The following is a 14344-nucleotide window of genomic DNA, read 5'->3' as shown; positions in this document are numbered from 1 at the left end:
GGGCTCCTCGGGAGGGGGGTGCGGGGGTGTTCACGACGGCTGATGGGTCCACTTCTGGTTGGCGCCGCCCGTGCAGGTCCAGATCTGCGTGCGGGTGCCGTCGGCCGAGGAGTTGCCGGTGACGTCCAGGCACTTGTCGGCGGCCGTGTTGACGACGTCGTGCGTCCCGGGGTCGTACGACCAGCGTTGCGCGCCGGTCCCGTTGCAGGTGTGGAGCTGCACCTTCGTGCCGTCGGCGGTTCCCGCCCCGGTGACGTCGAGGCACTTGCCGAGGGCCCGGACGGTGCCGTCGGCGGCGAGCGTCCACCGCTGTGCCGCGGTGCCGTTGCAGGTGTACAGCTGGACCGGGGTGCCGTCGGCGGTGGCCGCGCCGGCCACGTCGAGGCACTTGCCGGCCAGGCCGGTCAGCGGGCCGGTCGGTGCGCTCGCCGCCGTACCGGACCAGGTGAAGGTGGCGGTGGTGCGGGCCGGCAGGGTGTACGTGAAGGACTGGCCGCCCCAGTCGACGCGGAGGGACCGGGCGGAGGCGCCGCCGTTGTGGGCGATGAGCGCCTTGGAGCCGTCCGGGTTGCGCCAGGCCACGTTCGGCAGGCCGGCGTCGTCGGTCGAGGCGATGCGGTACGCGCCGGGCCGGACGAACTTCGTGAGGTGTCCGGTCGTGTAGTACTCGATCGTGTAGTCGACCTGCCCGGCGCGCGCTCCGCCCTCCTGCACGGTGATCAGCCCCGTGCAGGTGCCGCAGCCGCCGTTGTGCGGACCCATGTCCTGGTTGACGGCCAGGCTCCACTTGACCAGGCTGCTGCTCCAGTTGCGGGCGAAGCCGACGATGTCCTTCAGGTCCTCGTCGTGCTGGTTCGCGATCCAGGTGCCGCCGGAGTGTTCGGTGCCGAACTGGCGCACCGACGGGTACTGGGTGTGGACCTGGCTGCCGACCGCCGGGTCTCCGGCGTAGCCGTGCCAGGCGATGCCCCCGAAGAGGGGGTCGTTCCGCACGCCCGCGTCCCCGAGGACCGCGGCGCCGAAGTTCGCGTAGTCACCGTAGTTCCAGTCGTGCACGAGGACCTTGGTGGTGATGCCGGCCGCGCGGAAGGCGGGGTAGACGTGGTTCTTCGTGAACTCGACGAGGCCGGACGGGTTCCAGCTCATGCCGGGATAGTTCATGGCCGTGGGGTTGCCGGCCTGGCAGCAATTGGGCTCGTTCTGGACGGAGAGGTAGTCGACCTTGATCCCGGCGGCCTGGTAGCTCTGGACGTACTTGACCAGGTACTGGGCGTAGAGCGGGTAGTACTCCCACTTCAGCCAGCCCATCTGGTCCATACGGCCGTTGTCCTTCATCCATCCGGGGGCGCTCCACGGCACCCCCTTCACGCGGAGGGCCGGGTTGAGCTGTCTGGCCTGGACGGTCAGCAGCCGCACGTTCGTGTCGTAGCCGTTCGCGCCGAAGTCGGAGAGGTCGCAGCAGGTGTCGTCGAGGGAGACGTTGCCGGGCCGGGAGAGGTCGGAGGCGCCGATCGGGTTGCGGACGAAGGAGAGGCCGATGCCCTCGGTCGGCGAGAACAGCCTGCGCATGACCTCGTCACGGGTGGCGGCGCTGACCGCACCGCCGCGCAGGAGGTGGGCGGTGGTGTCCGTGAGGGAGGCGCCGCCGCCCTCGAACTGCTGGTAGGTGGTGGCCTCGTCGACGGCGACGGTGTGGCTCGCGCTGCCGCCGGCCGGGCCGAAGGCGGTCGGCGCCTGTGGGGCGAGTCCCCGCGTGACGGTACGGCCTCCGGCGTCGGAGGTGGTGGTCAGCCAGACGTCGACCCGCTCGCCGGCGGCCCGTGCGACACCGGGGCCGGTCATGACCAGGCCGCTCGCGAGGAGGGCGCCGGTCACGAGGGCGGCGAGGCCGCGGGGGCGCGACCGGCCCCGCCGCACGAACGACCAAGACTTGTAATGCACCTGACATGCCTTTCGACGGAGCGGTCGGCAGGGCTTATATCAAGGTGTGAAGTTATGGAGGCGGCGAGGTCCCGTCAACCCCTCCCGCAATCAACTCCTGAACGCGGCGGGCGGATTCGGGCGCGGGCGGCCGGCCGTAAAACCGTTCGACCGGTCCGGGGTCCCCGCCCTAAGGTCGACGACGTGGCAACGAAACTCAACCAGATCATCGCCGTGGAGAAGGGCGTCAAGTCCCGGGCGCACCAGGACCTGACGGCAGCTCACCACGGCCTGCAGAAACCCGCGTTGCTCGCCGGCATCTCCCGCACCTACCAGCCGAAGGACGAGGAGGGCGAGCAGCTGCCGCCCGAGTCGACCCTGGTACAGGTGAAGGCCGAGGACGTGCTGCGCGACACCGCGCGGGCGCTGACCCGCCTCTTCGACGTGACGGCCACCAAGGACTGGGCGAACTGCGAGGCGCGCGCGGACATCACGGTCGACGGGCGCGTGCTCGTGGGGCGGGTGCCCGTGGCGTACCTGCTGTTCCTGGAGAAGCAGCTGACGGACATCAACACCTTCGTCCGCAAGCTTCCGGTGCTCGACGCCGCGGAGTCGTGGACGCAGGATCCGTCGACGGACGCCTGGAAGACCGAGGTGGTGCGCACGGTCCGGACGAAGAAGGTGCCGCGCAACCACGTCAAGGCGGAGGCGACGGACAAGCACCCGGCCCAGGTCGAGGTCTACTACGAGGACGTGCCGGTCGGTTACTGGACCACCGTGAAGTTCTCGGGCGCGCTGCCCGCCCGCCGGGTCAACGAGCTCCTGGAACGGGTGGAGAAGCTCCAGCAGGCGGTGAAGTTCGCCCGCGAGGAGGCGAACGGCGCCGAGGTCACCGACCAGCGGGTCGGTGACGCCGTCTTCGGCTACCTCTTCGGGTAGCGGGACGCCACAGACTCCCCGGCCACAGAACTCGGCCGGGGTGCGCGAGGAGCGCAAAGCTGAAGCTGAGCCTTGTCGTGACATCCGCGGTTCCAGTGGAGGTTCGAGTCCTCCTCCCGGCACTCCGCGCCGGGATGGCCCAACCAGGCAGAGGCAGACCGCGGTCAATCTCAGACTATTGCTCCAGACTCAGCATGCGCCGCTCATCGCCGGATCGACCGGGCCCGGGCCCTGGTGCGTCGAAATGCCAGTTCGAATCTGGTCCGCCGAGCTCGATCGGCGGTGGTCCAAAGGCAGGACGCGACGCAATGACGAATGACCCGGGTCCTCAAGCGTGCCGGCGTGTGATGTGAGCGGCATCGACAGGGTCCGGGGGCAGGCTACGCCCTCGGACCCGCTCCTTTTCCGCTCCCTCGCGGATCGCCGTCACACAGGCCCCTCGTGGATCGCCGTCCCGCAAGCCCTTCATGGATCGCCGTCACACAAGCCTCCGGCCAAGCCTGGTCGCCCCGCCCATGTCCGAGCCGGCGCGGGCGCCCGGATGATGCACGCCACACCGGTCGCCACGGTCGGTGCACCTCGTGTTCACCCCCACAGGAGGCAGTCGTCATGGGACAGCCGTACCCTCCGTTCCGCTCCACGAAGAGACGCCGCCTCGTCGCGGGCCTCCGTCGCCGGCTCACCGCCGCCGCGGGGGCGCTGGCCCTGGCCGGCGGCCTGGTCGCCCTGGGGCCGCAGGCGTCCGCCGCGGGCCTGACCCAGGTCTCCGACTTCGGCTCCAATCCCGGCAACCTGTCCATGTACGCCTACGTGCCCGACGCGCTGCCGGCCGGCGCGCCGCTCGTGGTCGCCCTGCACGGCTGCACGCAGGGCGCGGCCGACTACTACGCGCACTCCGGCTGGCCGACGTTCGCCGACCGGTACGGCTTCGCGCTGGTCCTCCCGCAGACGAGCAGCGCCAACAACGCCAACTCCTGCTTCAACTGGTTCGAGCCGGGCGACAGCACACGCGGACGGGGCGAGGCGCTGTCGATCAGGCAGATGGTCGACAAGGCCGTCGCCCAGTACGGCAGCGACACCCGGCGGGTCTACGTCACCGGTCTGTCCGCCGGGGCCGGCATGACCGCGAACCTGCTCGCCGCCTACCCCGACGTCTTCGCGGGCGGCTCCATCGATTCCGGACTGCCCGCGTTCTGCGCGGACAGCGTGTCCACGGCGTACACCTGCATGTACAGCCCTCCGGACAGGAGCCCCGCGCAATGGGGCGCCCCGGTGCGCTCGGCCGCCCCCGCCGGCACCGCGTCCTGGCCCCGGGTGGCGATCTGGCAGGGCACCGCCGACACCACCGTCAGGCCGGCCAACGCCACCGAGCTGCGCGACCAGTGGACCGACGTCTGGGGGATCGGCCAGACGCCCTCCCGCACCCGGAGCCTGGGCGGGGGCGCCACCCTGAACGAGTACGACGACGCCTCCGGCAGGCCCGCCGTCCAGGTGTACTCCCTGTCCGGCATGGCCCACGGCCTCGCGGTCGACCCGGGCAGCGGCCCGGACCAGTGCGGCAGCACCGGCACGTACTACCTCGACACCATCTGCTCCAGCTACCACACCGCCCGCTTCTGGGGCCTCGACGGCGCCGGGCAGGAACCCGGCCCCGGGTCCCCGCCCGCCCCCACCGGACTGGCGGTCGCCTCGGTCACCGACACGACCGCGTCCCTCGGCTGGGACGCGGTGGCCGGCGCGGTCTCGTACGACGTCCTCCGCGGCGGTACGAAGGTGGGCAGCACGTCCTCGACCGCGTACACCGACACCGGCCTCGCCCCGGGGACGGCGTACGGCTACACGGTCGCGGCCGTCGACGCCTCGGGCGCGGCGGGCCCGGTGTCGGCGGCCGTGACGGCGACCACCACCGGGTACACGCCCACCTGCCACACGGCGAGCAACTACGACCACACGGTCGCCGGACGCGCCTACCGGAGCGGCGGCCTCACCTACGCCACGGGCTCCGGCCAGGCCATGGGGCTGTGGAACACGTTCACCACCCACACCCTCCGGCAGACCGCCCCCGGTCACTACGTCGTGGCCGATTCCGGCTGCCCGGCATGACTTCGTGCGCCCCGGCGCATTCTTCTGCGCCGGAGCGCGCCCCCCTCCTGGCGGTACCGCGTCGTGCGCTCGCTGGATGAAGTGAATCCAGGTGGGTGCGTGTTGGTCTGTTTATGTCATCGGGCACTTTCCCGTCAGCGGTTCTCACCGTTGAGAGGGACACGCAATGACGAGCGCTACCGAAGTCGAACTGGAAGACCTGCTCCGCCGGGCGCTGCACACCACGGGTACGGGTGCGCGCTGGGCGGTCGAGGCGGACGAGATGTGGTGCCGGGTCGCGCCCGTGACCGGGACGCGGCGCGAGCAGGGATGGAAGCTGCACGTGTCGGCCACGGCCGCCTCCGCGCCCGAGGTCCTCACCAGGGCCCTGGACGTGCTGCTGCGGGAGGGGTCGGGCTTCAAGTTCGCCCGGTCGCTGGAGCAGGTCAGCGCGCTGAACTCCAGGGCGACGCCGCGCGGGAGCTCGGGCAAGTTCATCACCGTCTATCCGCGTTCCGACGCCGAGGCGGCCGGGCTCGCCCGGGACCTGCACGCGGCGACGGCGGGTCTCGCCGGTCCGCGGATCCTGTCCGATCAGCCCTACGCCGCGCGCAGTCTGGTGCACTACCGCTACGGGGCCTTCGTCGGCCGGCGGCGGCTGTCGGACGACGGCCTGCTGGTGTGGTTCATCGAGGACCCCGACGGCAATCCCGTGGAGGACAAGCGCACCGGCCGGTACGCGCCGCCGCCCTGGGCCGTCTGTCCGTTCCCCGCCGCGGTGCCGGTGGCACCGCAGGGCGGGGAGACGACGAGCCGTCCGGTGGTGCTCGGCGGCCGCTTCGCGGTGCGGGAGGCCATCCGGCAGACCAACAAGGGCGGCGTCTACCGGGGCAGCGACACCCGTACGGGCGCGGGCGTGGTGATCAAGGAGGCCCGGCCGCACGTGGAGGGCGACGCCTCCGGCGGCGACGTCCGGGACTGGCTGCGCGCCGAGGCCCGGACGCTGGAGAAGCTCAAGGGGACGGGGCTGGCTCCGGAAGCGCTGGCGCTGTTCGAGCACGGCGGGCACCTGTTCCTGGCCCAGGACGAGGTGCCGGGCGTGACGCTGCGCACCTGGGTGGCCGAGCACTTCCGCGACGTGGGCGGCGAGCGGTACCGCGCCGACGCACTGACGCAGGTCGCGCGCCTGGTGGACCTGGTGGCGGCGGCACACGCCCGCGGCCTGGTCCTGCGGGACTTCACGCCGGGCAACGTCATGGTCCGCCCGGACGGCGGGCTGCGCCTCATCGACCTGGAGCTCGCGGTCCTGGAGGACGAGGCCGCCCTGCCGACCCGCGTGGGGACGCCCGGTTTCAGCGCCCCCGAGCGCCTGGCCGACGCGCCCGTCCGTGCGACGGCCGACTACTACAGCCTCGGCGCCACCGCCTGCTTCGTCCTGGCCGGGAAGGTCCCGAACCTGCTGTCCGAGGAGCCCGCCGACAGACCGGCCGAGGAGCGGCTCGCCGCATGGCTCGCGGCCTGCACCCGGCCGCTGCGGCTGCCGGGCGGTGTGGTGGACATGATCCTCGGGCTGATGAGGGACGATCCGGCCGAGCGGTGGGACCCGTCCAGGGCCCTGGAGGCACTGCGGACGGCGGACCCGGCGGCGCGGCCGGAGGGCGCGGACAGGACGGCCGTAGGGAGACCTGGTGCTTCCGCCGCCGGCGGCCCGGCCCCGGAAGGCCGGGCGGCGGACGGCCCGATGGCGGAAGGCCGGAAAGCCGACGGCCGGACGGCGGACGGCCGGACGACGGACGACGTGGTGGCCGGGCTCGTGGACCACCTCGTCGACTCGATGACCCCGGCGGACGACCGACGGCTGTGGCCCGTGTCGACGCTGGCCGGGGAGAGCGACCCGTGCACCGTCCAGCAGGGCGCGGCCGGGGTACTGGCCGTGCTGACGCGGTACTTCGAGCTCACCGGCGACCCGCGTCTGCCCGGGCTGCTCTCCACCGCCGGCCGTTGGATCGCGGACCGCACCGACGTCCGCACCCCGCGCCCCGGCCTGCACTTCGGCGGCCGTGGCACCGCGTGGGCGCTGTACGACGCCGGACGCGCCATCGACGACCGACGGCTCGTCGAGCACGCGCTGGACCTGGCACGGGCACCGCAGCGGGCGACGCCCCACCACGACGTCACCCACGGCACCGCGGGCAGCGGACTCGCCGCCCTCCACCTGTGGCGGCGCACCGGGGACACGCGCTTCGCCGACCAGGCCGTCGACGCGGCCGACCGGCTGACGGCCGCCGCCCGGCGCGAGCCGTCCGGAGTGGGCTGGGCGGTCCCCGCGGAAGCCGACTCCCCCGAGGGCGGCAAGCGCTATCTCGGCTTCGCCCACGGGACGGCCGGCATCGGCTGCTTCCTCCTCGCCGCCTCGGACCTCTCCCGGCACCCCGACCACCGGGCACTGGCCCTTGAGGTCGGAGAGGGCCTCGTGGCCGACGCCGTACGCGTCGGCGAAACGGCGCAGTGGCCCGCCCAGTCGGGCGACGTGCCCACGGCTCCGTACTGGTGCCACGGCTCGGCGGGCATCGGCACCTTCCTCGTCCGGTTGTGGCAGGCCACCGGGGACGACAGGTTCGGCGACCTCGCCCGCGGCAGCGCGCGCGCCGTCGTGGAACGCGCTCCCCGCGCCGCGCTCGCCCAGTGCCACGGCCTGGCGGGCAACGGCGACTTCCTCCTCGACATGGCCGACGCCACGGGAGACCCCGTCCACCGGGAGGCGGCCGGGGAACTGGCGGGCCTCATCCTGGCCGAGGGGGCCCGACGCCGGGGTCACGTGGTCTTCCCCAACGAGTACGGGGACGTCTCGACCGGGTGGAGCGACGGTTCGGCCGGAATCCTCGCCTTCCTCCTGAGGAACCGTCACGCCGGCCACCGGCACTGGATGGTCGAGCAGCGGGGTTGAGCGGCCGGGGCCGGGAGTCCGACGCGGCGGCCCCGCCCCCTCCCCCGCGTACCGCGAACCACGTACCGCGAACCACGCAGGAACGGGATCGACGTGTCCGTCGTCGTCCCTGCCTTCCCCCTGCGGACGTTCCCCCACAGACTCCCGGCGCCGGACGGTCCGGACGCCGGGTCGAGCGGCAGAGAAGTGCTGCCGCCGCCTCACAGAAGGAGAAACCCATGGAGAACCAGGACCTCGAGCTGCTGGCCCGCCTCCACGCCCTTCCGGAGACCGACCCCGTCGGCGCCGACGGCACGCCGTTCGCCGCGACCTGCGAGTGCGTCGGTCTGCTGACCCTCCTCAACACCATCTGCATCGGCATCAGCTGCGCCTAAGGCAGACGCTCCATCCGGCCGGCGGCTGTCCCGGGCAGCCGCCGGCCGGAATCACGGCCGGAACAGCGGCACGCCCCCGGAGCACGGCCGGCCACGCCGGGGGCCGCCGGCCCGGCGAACCCGTAGACGAGGACCAGACCCATGCAGCGACACGCCGGCGATGACGCCCTCGCCCCGGCGGCCCTCAGGACGGCCGTCCCGGCGGGCCCGCACGCCCCAGAAGACCTTCCCGAGCCCGCGTACGCCATCAGCACGCGCGGTCTGGTCAAGAGCTATCCCGGACCGGAGGGCACGACCACCCATGCCGTGAGCGGACTGGACCTGGACGTGGAGCGGGGCGAGACCTTCGCGTTCCTCGGGCCCAACGGAGCGGGGAAATCCACCACCATCGCCATGCTGTGCGCGCTGGCCCGACCCACGTCCGGCCGTGCCACGGTGGCCGGCGCCGACGTCCTCACCCAGCCCCACGCGGTACGGCGCAGGGTCGGGATGCTCTTCCAGCACAGCGCCGTGGACCCGGACCTGACGGCCGAGCAGAACCTCCACATCCACGCGCGCCTCTACGGCCTGTCCCGCCGCGACGCCCGTCGGCGCGCCGCCGAGGTCCTCGACACGGCCGGGCTGACCGACCGGCGCCGCTCCCCCGTGCGCACCCTGTCCGGCGGCATGCGGCGGCGCCTGGAGATCGCCCGCCAGCTGCTGCACGCCCCCGGGGTGCTGTTCCTCGACGAGCCGACCACCGGACTCGACCCCCACGCCCGGGCCCAGGTCTGGGAGCACCTGCGCACGCTGCGCGAGCGGCACGGCAGCACCCTCTTCGTCACCACGCACTACCTGGAGGAGGCGGAGAACTGCGACCGCCTCGCCATCATCGACCGCGGCCGGCTGGTGGCACAGGGCGCGCCCGAGGCGCTCAAGGCCGCGATCGGGGACGACCTGGTCGTCCTGCGCACCGGCGACGACACGGCGGCCCGGCAGGTCGTACGCGGCCTGGTGCCGCCCGACCGGGCCGTCACCGTCGACGCGGACGGCGTCTCCCTGCGGGTCCCGGGCGGCAGCTCCTGGATCCCCCGGCTGTGCGCGGCGCTGGAGGCGAGCGGCATCGCGGTGAACGCCGCCTCCGCGACCCCGCCGACGCTCGACGACGTCTTCTTCCACCACACCGGCCGCAGCCTCGGCGCCGCACAACCCGGCCGGGCCGCCGCTCCCCCCGCCCCGTGCACGACGACGGCCGCGGCGAAGACGGGCGGTGGCCGATGAGCACCCTGACCTGGGAGGCCCCGGAGGCCACCGGCGGCGAACGGACCACCCGGCTGCGGCGCGAACTGCGTGCCGTCCACGCCCTGGTCCACCGCGATCTGCTGCGCCTCGCCGGTCAGCGCACCCACACGGCGCTGATGCTGCTGCACCCCGCGCTCTACCTCCTCATCCTCGGAGGCGGACTGGCCGCCCTCATCCCCCAGGCCTCCCTGGGCGTCGGCTACCAGGCCTACCTCTTCCCCGGCATGCTGATGATGACGGTGCAGACGCCCGCCATCATGGTCGGCATCCGTCTGATCACCGACCGGGAGAGCGGCTATCTGCGAGAGCTCCTGATGGCGCCGGTCCGCCGCTCCACCCTGCTCCTGGGAAGCTGCGTCGGCGGCACCCTGACCGCCACCGTGCAGGGCGCCGTCCTGCTCGCCCTGGCCGGCGTGGCGGGCCTGCCCTACGACCCGGTCCTCCTGGTGCTGCTCCTCGCCGGGATGGCCCTGGCCTCCTTCACCGTCACCTCCCTGGCGCTGGCCCTGGCCGTGAGCCTGCGGAGGGCCGAGACGTTCCACACCCTGCTCGGCGTGGTGATGATGCCGCTGCTGTTCCTCTCCGGCGGCTTCTTCCCCCTCACGTCCCTGCCCGCCTGGGCCCGGGCGCTGTCCGACGTCAACCCCCTGGCGTACGCGGTCGACCTCCTCCGCCGCATCATCGCCCTGCGGGTGCCGGACCAGGCCGCCGCCCCGGGGATCGAGTGGGCCGGCCGGCAACCGCCCCTGCTCCTCGAAGCCGGCCTGCTCCTGGCCGGCGGCACCGTCGCCCTGCTGTGGGCGGCGCACCGCTTCAACCGCCCCGAGTGACCGGAGGGGTGGGTTCCGCACCCGGCGCCGGAGCCGGACCGATTGTCAGTGGCGGGTGAGACGGTAGGAGCATCCAGTCGGAAAGAGGGGGAAGCTGTCTTGTCCGGAACCCAGAACTACATCAATCACGTCGCCCTTGTCCTGGACGCCAGTTCGTCGATGTCGCACCTGAGCCGCAAGGTCGTGGAGGTGGCGGACCAGCAGATCGCCTACCTGGCCCGCCGGTCGAGGGAGCTGGACCAGGAGACCCGGGTCACGGTGTACGTCTTCGCGGACGAGGTGGAGTGCGTCATCTACGACAAGGACGTGCTGCGGATGCCCTCGCTGAAGCAGCTGTACCGGGTCGGTGGCATGACCGCGCTGCTGGCCGCCGCGCTGAAGTCGCAGCGGGAGCTGGCGCAGACCGCCCAACTGTACGGCGACCACAGCTTCCTGACGTTCGTCCTGACCGACGGCCAGGAGAACGCCAGTCACCGCTGCCCCGACGCCCCGGCCGGGACCGCGCGTGAACTGGTCGACGCCATGGCCGAGATGATCGCGACCCAGGAGGACAACTGGACCCTCGCCGTCCTCGTACCGGACCAGATGGGCAGGCGCGAGGCCATGAACTGCGGCTTCCCGAAGGAGAACGTCGCCGTCTGGGACGCCACCAGCACCCAGGGCCTGGAAGAGGCCGGGCAGGTCATCCGCGAGGCCACCGAGAAGTTCATGGTGGGCCGCACCAAGGGCATCCGGGGCTCGCGGGCGGTGTTCTCCACGGGCGGGGAGGCGGTCAACAAGGACACCATCAAGGCGGCCGGACTCACTCCGGTGAGCCCGTCGGAGTACCAGCTGATTCCGGTGGCCCGTGACGCGGCGATCCGGGAGTGGGTCGTGGAGTCCGGGCACGCGTACCGCACGGGCTGCGCGTTCTACCAGCTGAGCAAGCCGGAGAAGGTCCAGGCGCGGAAGCAGATCGCGGTGCTGGAGAAGAAGACGGACCGGGTGTACACGGGGCCGCAGGCCCGCGCCCTGCTCGGCCTGCCTGACGTGGAGACGCGGGTCAGGCCCGATCACAACGACGACTTCACCATCTTCGTGCAGAGCACCAGCGTCAACCGGAAGCTCGTCCCCCACACGCGGCTCCTCCTCATGAGCTGACGGTTCCCGGCCCGGCCGGTCCTGGGGTCCGGCCGGGCGCCGACGCCGTCATCCGCCTCCGGAGCGCGGTCAAGCGCTCCACCGGGGCCCGTGACCTTTCCGTCGCCGTCCGCGGTCCCGGCCGCGGGAAGGCGAACCCGGGGGTCGTTTCGTACCCTGGCGGCATGCGCATGCGTCCCACTCTGAGCTGGACCCCCGACGAGGACCTGCCGCCGGGTACGACGGACCTGGGGCCGGTCGTCGATGCGCTGGACGCCGGTGGCGTGCTGGTGCTCAGCGGCGCGGGGATCTCCACCGAGTCCGGCATCCCCGATTACCGGGGCGAGGGCGGAAGCCTCAGCCGGCACACCCCGATGACCTTCCAGGACTTCACCGGCAGCGCTCGGGCCCGGCGCCGGTACTGGGCGCGCAGCCACCTCGGCTGGCGCACCTTCGGTCGCGCCCTGCCCAACGCCGGGCACCGGGCCGTCGCCGCCTTCGCGCGCCACGGTCTGCTCTCGGGCGTGATCACCCAGAACGTCGACGGCCTGCACCAGGCCGCCGGCAGCGGAGGGGTCGTGGAGCTCCACGGCAGCCTGGCCCGGGTCGTCTGCCTCTCCTGCGGCACGTACAGTCCGCGTCACGAGCTCGCGCGGCGGCTGGAAGAGGCCAATGCGGGTTTCCGGCCGGTGGCGGCCGGGATCAACCCCGACGGTGACGCCGATCTGACCGACGAGCAGGTCGGCGACTTCCAGGTGGTGCCCTGCGCGCACTGCGGCGGGATCCTCAAGCCCGACGTGGTGTTCTTCGGGGAGTCCGTCCCGCCCCGGCGGGTCGAGCACTGCCGCCGACTGGTCGACGGGGCGACCTCGCTGCTGGTGCTCGGCTCCTCGCTCACGGTGATGTCGGGCCTCCGCTTCGTCCGTCAGGCGGCCCAGGCGGGGAAACCCGTGTTGATCATCAACCGGGACCCGACCCGCGGCGACCGGCACGCCCTCTCCCGGGTGGCCCTCCCCCTCGGGGCGGCCCTCACCGGCCTCGCCGAGCGGCTCGACATCCCCACGGGGGACCCGGCGGAGCTCGGCTGAGGCACCGGAGCCCCTCGGCCGGTGGAGAGAGCTCTCGGCCGGTGGAGAGGGACCTCGCGGAGGCCCCCGGCCGCACGGGCGGGGGCCTCCGGCACGGCCGGCGGGGTGCTCAGTCGGCCGCCGCGATCCAGGCGTCGAGCTGTTCCCGCGTCGTGGCCGGGTCGGCCACCAGCTCGGCCAGGGTGTCGTCGACGCGATGGCGGGTCGCGACCGCGGGGCACCGCAGGCACGCGGCGATGCCGGTCTGGGCCCACCACTGGCACCGGGCCCGCAGGTGACACCGCGGGACGGAGCCGTCCCCACGGGCGACCGGCCGCGCCGTGACGCGCTCGACCAGCGTGCAGTCGGCGCCCCGGCGGTTCACGCAGTCGCTCACGCAGTGCGAGGCGAAGCGCAGGATGCGGCGCGGTTCGATGTCCGCGGGGACGTCGCCGAGCACCTCGGACGCCGGGACCGGATCGGCCAGGTAGACCACGCTCCCGTCCCGTCCGGACCGTACGCCCAGGACGACGGACTCCGGGGTGTGCGCCTCGCCGCTGGGACACCACGTCCGCACCGGCTCGTTTCCGCCCATGGTGGTCACCTCTCCGTCTCAGCAGGCGGTGCGGGAGGTGAGCGTCGCCTGGCCACCGGTGTTGCCGCCGATCTCGGCGGCCCCGTCCTGCCGGTCCAGCTCCGCGGCGACTCCGATGCTCTCCTTGAGCTGGGCCACCGTCGTGATCCGGTCGGACCGGACCGGCGCCGGCTCGCTCTCCGCGCCGGCCACGGCCACCAGGCCCGCGGCCAGCAACGCGGCGGCACCGGCCGCGGCCGCCCTGCGCGTCGGACTCTCCATGACGTACTCCTGTCTCTCGGTGGTCGGGGGTCAGGAGCGTAGGCCCGCCGGACGCCCGGGGTCGGCACTCGGCGGCGGCAGTCGTGCGGCAGTCACGCCCGCCGGGAGCCCGTTCCGGCCGGCTCGACGGCCACACCGCCGTCAGCGGCGGCGCGGTCGGCTCCGGGAGGCTCCGAAAGGGACCGGTGGAGAACCCGCGGCTCAGGCCGGTGCCCGAGCCGTACCCGCTCCTGGAGCCCCCGCGCGCGGGCCCTACCGTGGGTCCATGCTCACGACGACGCCACGGGTCGACCTCCGCCCGCTCACCCCTTCCGATCAGGACGAGTTCTGCGCGCTCGTGCGGGCCAGCTCCGCGCTGCACCAGCCGTGGATGCGACTGCCCGCGACGGCGGAGGAGTTCCAGGACTGGATGCGCCGCTTCGACGACGGCACCAACCAGGGCTTCCTGGTCCGTGTCCGGGAGACCGGCGAGGCCGCCGGCATGGTCAACATCAACTCGATCATCCGGGGCCGCTACCAGGGCGCGTCCCTCGGCTATGCGGCCTTCGCCCCGTCCGCGGGGGCCGGTTACATGACCGAAGGGGTCGCCCTCACCCTCCGGTACGCCTTCGCCGAACTGCGGCTCCACCGGCTGGAGGCCTGCATCCAGCCGGCGAACGAGGCGTCCCTGGCCCTGGTCCGGCGGCTGGGCTTCCGCTACGAAGGGGTGTCGCCCGCCTACCTCTACATCGACGGGGGCTGGCGGGACCACGAGCGCTGGGCCGTCACCGCGCCGCAGCCGTGGACGCCCGACCCCTCCCTGCCCGAGGTCTGAGCGGTACGAAGATCGCCGGCGAGCAGGAGTCCGCCACGAAGGGTGGGCTCGCCGTGGCTGCGCGCCGTTGGTGACGGCGGAGGCCGCCACCGGTGTGTTCCGGTGGCGGCCTCCC

At 73.1% G+C, this 14344-nt stretch carries 12 protein-coding genes and 1 pseudogene; 10 read left to right on the top strand and 3 right to left on the bottom strand.

The window, feature by feature from the left end; translation table 11 throughout:
* Positions 1-30: 30 nt before the first annotated feature.
* A complete protein-coding gene (locus tag ACZ66Z_RS29680; protein ID WP_469938473.1) occupies positions 31-1842 on the bottom strand; it encodes a ricin-type beta-trefoil lectin domain protein in 1812 nt (603 codons plus the stop codon).
* A gap of 282 nt (positions 1843-2124) precedes the next feature.
* Here ACZ66Z_RS29680 and ACZ66Z_RS29675 point away from each other — a divergent pair, with 282 nt between their 5' ends.
* The 9 genes and pseudogenes from ACZ66Z_RS29675 to ACZ66Z_RS29635 all read left to right on the top strand — a co-directional run bounded on the left by ACZ66Z_RS29675 (position 2125) and on the right by ACZ66Z_RS29635 (position 12580).
* Entirely contained in the window at positions 2125-2859 is a 735-nt protein-coding gene (locus ACZ66Z_RS29675; protein ID WP_469938439.1) for a DUF7873 family protein, read from the top strand.
* Between the two features lie 34 nt (positions 2860-2893).
* A pseudogene (locus ACZ66Z_RS29670) lies at positions 2894-2981 on the top strand.
* A 487-nt stretch (positions 2982-3468) separates the two neighbouring features.
* Positions 3469-4962, top strand: a complete 1494-nt coding sequence (locus ACZ66Z_RS29665) for an extracellular catalytic domain type 1 short-chain-length polyhydroxyalkanoate depolymerase (protein WP_469938438.1) — start codon at positions 3469-3471, stop codon at positions 4960-4962.
* Between the two features lie 166 nt (positions 4963-5128).
* Positions 5129-7888: a class IV lanthionine synthetase LanL gene (gene lanL / locus ACZ66Z_RS29660; protein ID WP_469938437.1), complete on the top strand. Its 2760-nt coding sequence runs from the start codon at positions 5129-5131 to the stop codon at positions 7886-7888.
* A gap of 218 nt (positions 7889-8106) precedes the next feature.
* Positions 8107-8262, top strand: coding sequence for a VenA family class IV lanthipeptide (locus tag ACZ66Z_RS29655; protein ID WP_469938436.1), 156 nt, complete (start codon positions 8107-8109; stop codon positions 8260-8262).
* Positions 8263-8403: 141 nt separating this feature from the next.
* Positions 8404-9522, top strand: a complete 1119-nt coding sequence (locus ACZ66Z_RS29650) for an ABC transporter ATP-binding protein (RefSeq protein ID WP_469938435.1) — start codon at positions 8404-8406, stop codon at positions 9520-9522.
* Positions 9519-10373, top strand: coding sequence for an ABC transporter permease (locus ACZ66Z_RS29645; protein ID WP_469938434.1), 855 nt, complete (start codon positions 9519-9521; stop codon positions 10371-10373). The genes ACZ66Z_RS29650 and ACZ66Z_RS29645 overlap by 4 nt, the downstream gene beginning before the upstream one ends.
* Positions 10374-10472: 99 nt before the next feature.
* Positions 10473-11513, top strand: coding sequence for a vWA domain-containing protein (locus tag ACZ66Z_RS29640; protein WP_469938433.1), 1041 nt, complete (start codon positions 10473-10475; stop codon positions 11511-11513).
* 164 nt (positions 11514-11677) lie between these two features.
* Positions 11678-12580 (top strand): NAD-dependent protein deacetylase, encoded by a 903-nt coding sequence (locus tag ACZ66Z_RS29635; RefSeq protein ID WP_469938432.1) that lies wholly within the window; start codon positions 11678-11680, stop codon positions 12578-12580.
* Between the two features lie 109 nt (positions 12581-12689).
* On the opposite strand, the gene ACZ66Z_RS29630 is transcribed toward ACZ66Z_RS29635, so the two are convergent.
* Positions 12690-13154 (bottom strand): hypothetical protein, encoded by a 465-nt coding sequence (locus tag ACZ66Z_RS29630; RefSeq protein WP_469938431.1) that lies wholly within the window; start codon positions 13152-13154, stop codon positions 12690-12692.
* Between the two features lie 18 nt (positions 13155-13172).
* On the bottom strand, positions 13173-13415 hold the full coding sequence (locus ACZ66Z_RS29625) for a hypothetical protein (protein WP_469938430.1): 243 nt from the start codon (positions 13413-13415) through the stop codon (positions 13173-13175).
* Between the two features lie 265 nt (positions 13416-13680).
* Here ACZ66Z_RS29625 and ACZ66Z_RS29620 point away from each other — a divergent pair, with 265 nt between their 5' ends.
* Positions 13681-14229: a GNAT family N-acetyltransferase gene (locus ACZ66Z_RS29620; RefSeq protein ID WP_469938429.1), complete on the top strand. Its 549-nt coding sequence runs from the start codon at positions 13681-13683 to the stop codon at positions 14227-14229.
* Positions 14230-14344 lie beyond the last annotated feature (115 nt).

The organism is Streptomyces sp. NPDC107498, assembly GCF_055582805.1.
This window is presented reverse-complemented; position numbering and strand designations above follow the sequence as displayed.